This is a genomic window from Halomonas sp. BM-2019 (genome assembly GCF_017584085.1).
In genome coordinates this window covers 2,337,916-2,344,992 of sequence record NZ_CP071922.1, presented here as the reverse complement: position 1 = coordinate 2,344,992, position 7,077 = coordinate 2,337,916, and the positions used below count along the sequence as shown (strand labels likewise).

Annotated in this window: 10 protein-coding genes, 1 tRNA gene and 1 pseudogene; 4 read left to right on the top strand and 8 right to left on the bottom strand. The window is 68.6% G+C overall.

Annotated features, from left to right (window positions below; genetic code table 11):
* Positions 1 to 531, top strand: a 531-nt coding sequence (locus J5F18_RS11665) for a molybdopterin-binding protein (RefSeq protein ID WP_346298794.1), incomplete at its 5' end; no start/stop codon positions are given.
* Here the strand turns inward: J5F18_RS11665 and J5F18_RS11660 are convergent.
* The 7 genes from J5F18_RS11660 to J5F18_RS11630 all read right to left on the bottom strand — a co-directional run bounded on the left by J5F18_RS11660 (position 518) and on the right by J5F18_RS11630 (position 3,863).
* Positions 518 to 1,108, bottom strand: coding sequence for an ACP phosphodiesterase (locus J5F18_RS11660; protein ID WP_346298793.1), 591 nt, complete (start codon positions 1,106 to 1,108; stop codon positions 518 to 520). The genes J5F18_RS11665 and J5F18_RS11660 overlap by 14 nt on opposite strands.
* Before the next feature lie 7 nt (positions 1,109 to 1,115).
* Positions 1,116 to 1,469, bottom strand: coding sequence for a TusE/DsrC/DsvC family sulfur relay protein (locus J5F18_RS11655; protein ID WP_346298792.1), 354 nt, complete (start codon positions 1,467 to 1,469; stop codon positions 1,116 to 1,118).
* The gene (gene tusB / locus J5F18_RS11650) at positions 1,469 to 1,759 is read right to left on the bottom strand and encodes a sulfurtransferase complex subunit TusB (RefSeq protein ID WP_346298791.1); all 291 of its coding nucleotides are present in this window, start codon (positions 1,757 to 1,759) and stop codon (positions 1,469 to 1,471) included. The genes J5F18_RS11655 and tusB overlap by 1 nt, the downstream gene beginning before the upstream one ends.
* A 41-nt stretch (positions 1,760 to 1,800) precedes the next feature.
* Positions 1,801 to 2,184: a sulfurtransferase complex subunit TusC gene (gene tusC, locus J5F18_RS11645; RefSeq protein WP_346298790.1), complete on the bottom strand. Its 384-nt coding sequence runs from the start codon at positions 2,182 to 2,184 to the stop codon at positions 1,801 to 1,803.
* A gap of 9 nt (positions 2,185 to 2,193) precedes the next feature.
* On the bottom strand, positions 2,194 to 2,586 hold the full coding sequence (tusD, locus tag J5F18_RS11640; protein ID WP_346298789.1) for a sulfurtransferase complex subunit TusD: 393 nt from the start codon (positions 2,584 to 2,586) through the stop codon (positions 2,194 to 2,196).
* A gap of 69 nt (positions 2,587 to 2,655) precedes the next feature.
* Positions 2,656 to 3,324 carry a Bax inhibitor-1/YccA family protein gene (locus J5F18_RS11635; RefSeq protein WP_346298788.1) on the bottom strand — a complete coding sequence of 223 codons (669 nt, stop codon included), beginning with the start codon at positions 3,322 to 3,324 and terminating at the stop codon, positions 2,656 to 2,658.
* Positions 3,325 to 3,416: 92 nt separating this feature from the next.
* Entirely contained in the window at positions 3,417 to 3,863 is a 447-nt protein-coding gene (locus J5F18_RS11630; protein ID WP_346298787.1) for an NUDIX domain-containing protein, read from the bottom strand.
* Positions 3,864 to 3,979: 116 nt separating this feature from the next.
* Between J5F18_RS11630 and J5F18_RS11625 the strand changes: the two genes are divergently transcribed.
* Positions 3,980 to 4,069 (top strand) — tRNA-Ser (locus J5F18_RS11625).
* Between the two features lie 87 nt (positions 4,070 to 4,156).
* Positions 4,157 to 4,711: a YaeQ family protein gene (locus tag J5F18_RS11620; protein ID WP_346298786.1), complete on the top strand. Its 555-nt coding sequence runs from the start codon at positions 4,157 to 4,159 to the stop codon at positions 4,709 to 4,711.
* On the opposite strand, the gene J5F18_RS11615 is transcribed toward J5F18_RS11620, so the two are convergent.
* Positions 4,705 to 6,411: a potassium/proton antiporter gene (locus tag J5F18_RS11615; protein WP_346298785.1), complete on the bottom strand. Its 1,707-nt coding sequence runs from the start codon at positions 6,409 to 6,411 to the stop codon at positions 4,705 to 4,707. The two genes, J5F18_RS11620 and J5F18_RS11615, sit on opposite strands and share 7 nt — an antisense overlap.
* Positions 6,412 to 6,581: 170 nt before the next feature.
* On the opposite strand from J5F18_RS11615, the pseudogene J5F18_RS11610 reads away from it, so the two are divergent.
* Positions 6,582 to 7,077, top strand: a pseudogene (locus J5F18_RS11610) (hypothetical protein); the annotation flags it as partial.

The following is a 7,077-nucleotide window of genomic DNA, read 5'->3' as shown; positions in this document are numbered from 1 at the left end:
ACCCGCCGGGCCCTGGTCGAGGCGGCCCGCCGCGCGGACCTGGTGGTCACCACCGGTGGCGTCAGCGTCGGGGAGGAGGATCACGTCAAGCCCGCCGTGGAGGCGCTGGGCCGGCTCGACCTGTGGCGCCTGGCCATCCGCCCCGGCAAGCCCCTGGCACTGGGTCGGCTGTCCGTCGGGGAGCGCGAAGCGCGCTTCGTGGGACTGCCCGGCAACCCCGTCTCCGGCTTCGTGGGCGCCTGGCTGTTCCTGCGCCCGCTGATGGGGGCCCTGCTCGGCGCCCCCGGCCTGGCGGCGCTGCCGCGTCTCACGGCACGGGCCGGTTTCGCCACCCGCACGGGGCCCCGGGCCCACTATATGCGGGTTCGCCTGGAGTTCAGCCCCGACGGCATCATCGCCCACGCCTTCCGCGACCAGAACTCCGCGGTGCTCTCCTCCTGCATCGCGGCGGACGCCCTGGCGGTGGTCCCGCCCGAGAGCCGCCTCGAACCTGGCGAGCGCGTCGATTGCCTGTGGCTCAGGGGCGCCTGAGCCCGCCCTGCCCGTCGCCCACCTCCAGCGCCCGGCGAACCTCGGGCCAGAGGCGCTGGAAGTCAGCGGCCAGACGCGCGTGCTCCTCCTCGAGCCAGGGCACCAGTTCGGCCAGGCGGTTGGGGCCGGACAGGCGCCGGCCGACCCCGGCGATGGCGCGGCAGGTGAAGGCGAAGTCGGCGTAGCGGCACAGCCAGTCCTGCTCGACCAGCACCGGCACCAGGGTGGCCAGGCGGGCGGGCGCCGGGCGTGAGCGCAGCAGCCGGTAGCTGCGCGTGACCAGCGGGGAGTCACGGGTCGCCAGCCGCAACTCCCGGGCCACGAAGTGATCCCAGACCAGGTCCAGGGCGATGCCGGCATAGCGCCGCTGTCGCTCGGGTGCCCGGCCGCGCACCTCGGCGATCACCGGGTGCGCATCGACGAAGGCATCCACGCGTCGGTGATGGCGAATGCCCCTCGCCACCTCTGCCGGCCAGTCCGACAGGTCGCTGCCCTTGACCCCGTCGGCGATCAGATTGCCCCACAGGAAGTCGTCGCTGCCGCCGCGGGCGAGCCAGGCGTGGGCCAGGAAGTTCACCTTGCCCTCACAGGCAGTTGGCCGGCTTGGGCAGCCCGGCCAGGCGCGCGGCCACCTTGGGCGGACTGCCGGGGAACAGCCGCATCAGGTGAATGGAGCGACCCTTGTCCGGCCCCAGGGCCTGGGTCACGGCCTTGACCAGGGGGCGCATGGCGGGCGCCTGCTCGAAGCGGGTGTAGAAGTCGCGCAGCACCTCGATCACTTCCCAGTGTTCCGGTGTCAGTTCAATGCCGGCGTCGCGTGCCAGTGCCTCGGCTACTTCTGGTGACCAGTCGGACAGTTTCGCGAGGTACCCTTCCGGGTCGAGGCCGATGGTGCAATTCGGCAAGGAAAGATAACGGTATATTTCGGTGCTTGCCATCAGTACCAGCTCACCGTTTTCCGGGCTTGCTCGGTGAGGATCACGAAGCCCTCCAGGTCGACCACGCGCACTCCTTCCCGGCAATGGGCGGCCAGGCCACGGGCAACCAGGTCCTCCTCCAGGGCATAGAGGCGCCCGTCCAGCCCCTCGAAGTGGCCGTCCAGCCCGGGCAAGGCCCCCTGGACGGCATCCTCGATCAGCAGCAGGCGGTCCTCGGGGCCCATGGCCGCCAGGGTCTGGCGGTGGACCCGGCTCGTCTCCGGCGAGCGGTTCAGGATATGCAGCAGCATCTCGTCTCGTCTCCACGGCGCGAGGCCGCGCTCATCGGTCGTCAGAAGGTCAGTACCAGGCGATGCGAGGCCATCAGAGCCGGTAGCGCCTCGCGCTCGACGCGACGAATCGGCAGCATCAATTCATCCGCGGCGAACCCGAAGCGCTCCAGGGCCTCGGCCTCCACCAGCAGGGTATCGATATCGTACATCTCGAGCATCTCGAGGGTCGGTGCGGTGCCCTTCTGCCCCAGGGCCCCGGTCTGCTGCCCCGGCAGCAGCGCGGTAACGCCCTCCCCCAGGAACAGCAGCGTGACCGGCCGGCCGAAGGCCGCCGCCACCAGCGCCGTGTCCAGGCCCTCGCGCAGCCAGCTGGAGCCATGGGGGCCATGTCGCAGGATCACCAGCAGGGCCTCGCCCTCGGCGATGGGGCTCTCGTCGTGCATGACGCCTCCTCAGGGTCCGAAGGTGACCAGGCGGTCGCAGCGCAGCCCGAGGTCCACCAGCTGGCCGAGACCGGTCAGCTCGAACGGCGCCTCGACGCTATGTCCCGACTTGCCGTGCCGGGCGGCTTCGCGCTCGTCCAGCAGCCCGCGGCGTAGCGCCGCGGCGATGCACACCTGAAGCCGCACGCCGTGCTCGGCGGCCAGGGTGGCCCAGCCATCCACGAGGTGCGGCTCGTCCTGGGGCGGCGCGGCGAGACGGGCGGCATTCTGTACGCCGTCGTGGTAGAAGAACACGCCCTCGATGGCGTGGCCGCGAGCGACCAGCGCCCGGGCGAAGCGCAGGGCCGAGTGGGCGGCCTGGCTGCTGTAGGGCGCCCCCATCAACAGGATGGCATAGCGCATCGGGGATCTCCGCAAACAGGCTGGCCCCGCCGAGGCGGGGCCAGCCAGGAAGGTACGTAACCCGCCGGGTCAATCGTTGCTCATGATGCCCAGCAGCGCCAGCAGGCTGACGAAGAGGTTGTAGATCGACACGTAGAGGGTGATGGTGGCCAGGATGTAGTTGGTCTCCCCCGCCCGGTGAACGATCTCGCTGGTCTGGTAGAGGATGGCCGCCGAGGCGAACAGCACGAAACCGGCAGACACCATCAGCATGAGGGTCGGGATCTGGAAGATCAGCCCCGCCACCATGGCCAGGATCAGCACGATGGCACCGGCCAGCAGGAAATTGCCGAGGAAGCTGAAGTCCTTCTTGGAAACCAGGGCCACGGCCGACAGGCCAATGAACGTCAGGCCGGTCATGGCCAGGGCATTCATCACCAGCGCCGCGCCGTTGGGCAGGGCCAGGTAGGCGTTCAGGATCGGGCCCAGCGTGAAGCCCATGAAGCCGGTGAAGGCGAAGGTCGCCAGCAGGCCCGCCGCGGAATTGGCCGTCTTGTGCACCAGGAACATCAGGCCGTAAGCGCCGATGAAGAACACGAAGATGTTCATGCGCTCGACGCCCATGGCCATGGCGGCGCCGGCGGTAACCGCCGAGAACAGCAGCGTCATGGCAAGCAGGCCATAGGTGTTGCGCAGCACCTTGTTGGTGCTGATCGCCTGGCTCTGCTGACGAGTGAGCTGAGTGTCTTGGTATGCCATGGATCCAGGGCTCCCTGTGTCTGATTTGGTCTTGGCAGTTGACCTAGAATGCCGACTCGCGGTTCCCCGCGCAACCCCTTGAGCCGTACATCTCAACGCTGATTACTCGCCCCCAGCAGCCGGCGAGCCACGCCGGCGACGCTGTCGCAGACCTCGCTGCGCGCGGCGTCGAGGGCCGCCAGGTCCATCCAGCGAACGTCCGTCGCATCGTCGGCGGCAGCGGCCTCCCCGCTGCGCCAGGCCATTCTCATGACCACGAGCACATAGTGATAGCGCAGCCTGCCTCGGTCATCGTACTCGATCACGTCGACGGCGCCGATGACCGCCTCGGCGCTGGCCCGCACCCCGGTCTCCTCGAGCAGCTCGCGCTCTGCCGCGGCGGCCAGGCACTCGCCCGCCGCCACCTTGCCGCCGGGCAGCGCCAGGCGGCCGGCATACGGCGCCTGGCCGCTCCGCACCAGCAGGATCCGCCCCTCCCTCACCAGGGCGCAGGCGACGGCAGGCAGCGGATGGGCCACGGCGGCTGGCGGATCCTGCATAAGGTTCACCTCTCCTGATTATCCCGGGTGCTGGACTTCGGCCCCCGGCTAACATCTTGATCCACTGGCGCTCTTGACCCCTCCGCCAAAGCTGGTAATATGCCCAGCCGTGAGCCGGAGGGATGGCAGAGCGGTTGAATGCACCGGTCTTGAAAACCGGCAAGGGTTAACGCCCTTCCAGGGTTCGAATCCCTGTCCCTCCGCCACTTGATTCTCGAAAAGCGCCCCCGCGGCGCTTTTTTCGTATCCGGTCCTCCCGGCCACACCGTCCCACCCTGCAGAGGAGCGCTCCCATGGCACTGAAGGCCACCGTCTACAAGGCTCGGCTGCAGGTCGCCGACATGGATCGCCACTACTACGACGAGCACAGCCTGACGATCGCACGGCACCCCTCGGAGACCGACGAGCGCATGATGCTGCGCCTGCTGGCCTTCGCCTGCCATGCCCACCCGGACCTGGAGTTCGGCCGCGGGGTCAGCACCGACGACGAGCCGGACCTCTGGCGCCGCAACCTGACCGGCGATATCGAGCTGTGGATCCAGCTCGGCCAGCCCGACGAGCGCGAGGTCCGTCGCGCCTGCGGCCGCGCCCGGCAGGTGGTGATCTACACCTACGGCGGCCAGGCCGCCGCCACCTGGTGGGAGCAGTTCGCCGGTAAGCTCGGCACCCTCCCCAACCTGACCGTCATCGACGTCGCACCCGAGAGCGTCACGGCGCTGGGCGAGCTGGCCTCGCGGGGCATGCAGCTCAATGCCACGCTCCAGGACGGCCTGGTCTGGCTGGCGACCCCGGACGCCGCCGTGGAGGTCGCGCTCGAGGTACGTCAGGAGGCGCGCAACGCTCAGTAGAGTCGCAGCCCCACCTTGGTGACGATATTGCCCTGCATCTCGCTGACCACCCAGTGGATGCCGTGCCAGTCCACGTCGTCACCGACCACCGGGTGCCCCCCCACGCGCAGGGAGATGAAGTCGGCCAGGGTCATCTCCTGTTCGGCCGCGCTAAGGGTCAGGCCGTAGACAGTGGCGATGTCCTGCATCCCCGCCTCTCCCTCGAAGGTAAAGGTGCCGAAGAAGGCGCGCTCCTGCTTCAGCTTGGCTTCGCCGTTGAACAGGCGGTTGAGGGCCGGCAGATCCTCGCTGCGCCCGATCACGCAGATCACGTCGCCGAGTTGCAGCCGGGTAGAGCCCTTGGGGTGGAGCATGACGTGATCGCGAAACAGCGCCGAGATCAGCGCCCCCGACGGGAAGCGCAGCAGCCGGATCGGCACATCCTCCAGGTCGGCGTTCTCGACCACGTAGACGAACATCTCGAAGTCGTTCTCGGGCAGGATACCCAGCGGTCCCCGGCGGTTGGGGGTCACGCTGCTCGGCACCTCGACCTTCATCAGCCGCGCCATCCAGCCCAGGGTGCCCCCCTGGACCAGCAGCGAGAGCAGCACAACGGCAAAGGCCACGTTGAAGTAGAGCGAGGCGTTCTCTACCCCGCCGATCACCGGGAAGATCGCCAGCACGATGGGCACGGCCCCGCGCAGGCCCACCCAGGCGATGAAGCCGGTCTCCCGCCAGCGAAACTTGAAGAACGGCTTGATGGAGATCAGGACGGCCAGTGGACGGGCCACGAAGATCAGCGCCAGGGCCACCAGGGCAGCGGGAAGCGCGTACTCGAGCATCTCGCTGGGCGTGACCAGCAGCCCCAGCACAAGGAAGAGGCCGATCTGGCTCAGCCATGCCAGTCCATCATGGACCGGAAGGATGAAGTTGAGATGACGCCCCGGCTGGTTACCGATCATCAGGCCCGCCAGGTAGATGGCCAGGAAACCGCTGCCCCCAAGAAAGCTGGTCACGCCAAACACGCTGAGCCCGAGCGCCAGGGCCAGCAGCGAGTAGAGGCCGGGCGCCAGGTCCACCCAGCGCAGAAGCTTGCCGCTCAACCAGCCTGCACCGACACCGATGGCCAGGCCGAGGCCGAACTGCTGGACCAGCAGCATCAGGGTATCCAGGCTGCCGGAGATCTCACCGATCAGCATCTCCACCAGCACCAGGGTGAGGAAGATCGCCATCGGGTCGTTGGTCCCCGACTCGATCTCGAGCGTCGCCCCGACGCGCTCATTGAGGTTGACCCCCCGCCCGCTCAGCATGGAGAAGACTGCCGCTGCGTCGGTGGAGCCCACGATGGCCCCCACCAGCAGTCCCTGCATCAAGGAAAGATCAAAGATCCACATGGCGAACAGGCCGATCAGTCCGCTGGTGACGAAGACTCCCAGGGTTGCCAGGGTGAGGGCCGGCCGGAAGCCGACCCGGAAGGTCTTGAGCCGGGTGCGCAGCCCGCCGTCGAGGAGGATCATGGCCAGTGCCAGGTGGCCGATGGTGAAGGCAAGGTTGTAGTCGTCGAACTGAATGCCCAGCAAGCCCTCTTCGCCCGCCAGCATGCCCAGAGCCAGGAAGATCAGCAGCAGCGGCAATCCCACCAGGCTCGACAGCCGGCTGGCCAGCACGCTCAGGGCAATGAGCAAGCCGCTGAGCAGGAAGAGCGTATTGATGGCGTCCATGGCATCCTCTACGGGTGGCGAGGCAATATTATCGCATGCGCCCTTAGGCGATGCGACGCCGCCAGCGGGCTGGTCACGGCTTCCAGGCAGCGGCTACACTTGGCAGCCGCCGACCGCCCAGGGTCGCCCAGCCTGCCCATGTCTGAAACCGCCCATGTCTGAAACCGCCCATGCCTGAAACCGCCACGGCCAATCGCTGCCGTACGCTGCCGACCGGACTGGCCCTGCTGCTGCTCCTGTGCGGTGCCCCGGCAGCGGCCGGCGATCCCGAACCGCTGCCGCTGCCACCCCCCTATCCCTCCCTGGACACCACCGTCAGGGTGCCGACGCTGGAGCCGTCTCTCGAGCTGGCCCCGCCCCCGCTGACCGACGCTCCCCCCCAGCGCGAGCTTCGGGTGCCACGCCCCCCCGAGCCGGAGCCCCCGGGCGACGACGAGCCGGTCGAGGCGCTACCGCCCTCCCCCGAGTCAAAGGAGCACACCGGAACGACGGCCGAGGCTATCGCCCCCCGCGCTGGTGATTCGGCCGACTCGGTGCCCAGGGCGGTGGTCTCGCCGGCGGAGCCCTTGGCGCCGCCGCCGATCAAAACGCTGGAGATCGTGCTGGACTGGTACCCCGGCCCACAGCACGCCGCCCTGCTGCTGGCCTCGCAGAACGGTCAGTTGG

Coding starts and splice junctions, on each gene's coding strand:
- J5F18_RS11635 (WP_346298788.1), bottom strand. CDS start 3,324: ATGGCATACCAAGACACTCAGCTCACTCGTCAGCAGAGCCAGGCGATC.
- tusB (WP_346298791.1), bottom strand. CDS start 1,759: ATGCTGCTGCATATCCTGAACCGCTCGCCGGAGACGAGCCGGGTCCAC.
- tusD (WP_346298789.1), bottom strand. CDS start 2,586: ATGCGCTATGCCATCCTGTTGATGGGGGCGCCCTACAGCAGCCAGGCC.
- J5F18_RS11615 (WP_346298785.1), bottom strand. CDS start 6,411: ATGGACGCCATCAATACGCTCTTCCTGCTCAGCGGCTTGCTCATTGCC.
- J5F18_RS11620 (WP_346298786.1), top strand. CDS start 4,157: ATGGCACTGAAGGCCACCGTCTACAAGGCTCGGCTGCAGGTCGCCGAC.
- tusC (WP_346298790.1), bottom strand. CDS start 2,184: ATGCACGACGAGAGCCCCATCGCCGAGGGCGAGGCCCTGCTGGTGATC.
- J5F18_RS11630 (WP_346298787.1), bottom strand. CDS start 3,863: ATGCAGGATCCGCCAGCCGCCGTGGCCCATCCGCTGCCTGCCGTCGCC.
- J5F18_RS11655 (WP_346298792.1), bottom strand. CDS start 1,469: ATGGCAAGCACCGAAATATACCGTTATCTTTCCTTGCCGAATTGCACC.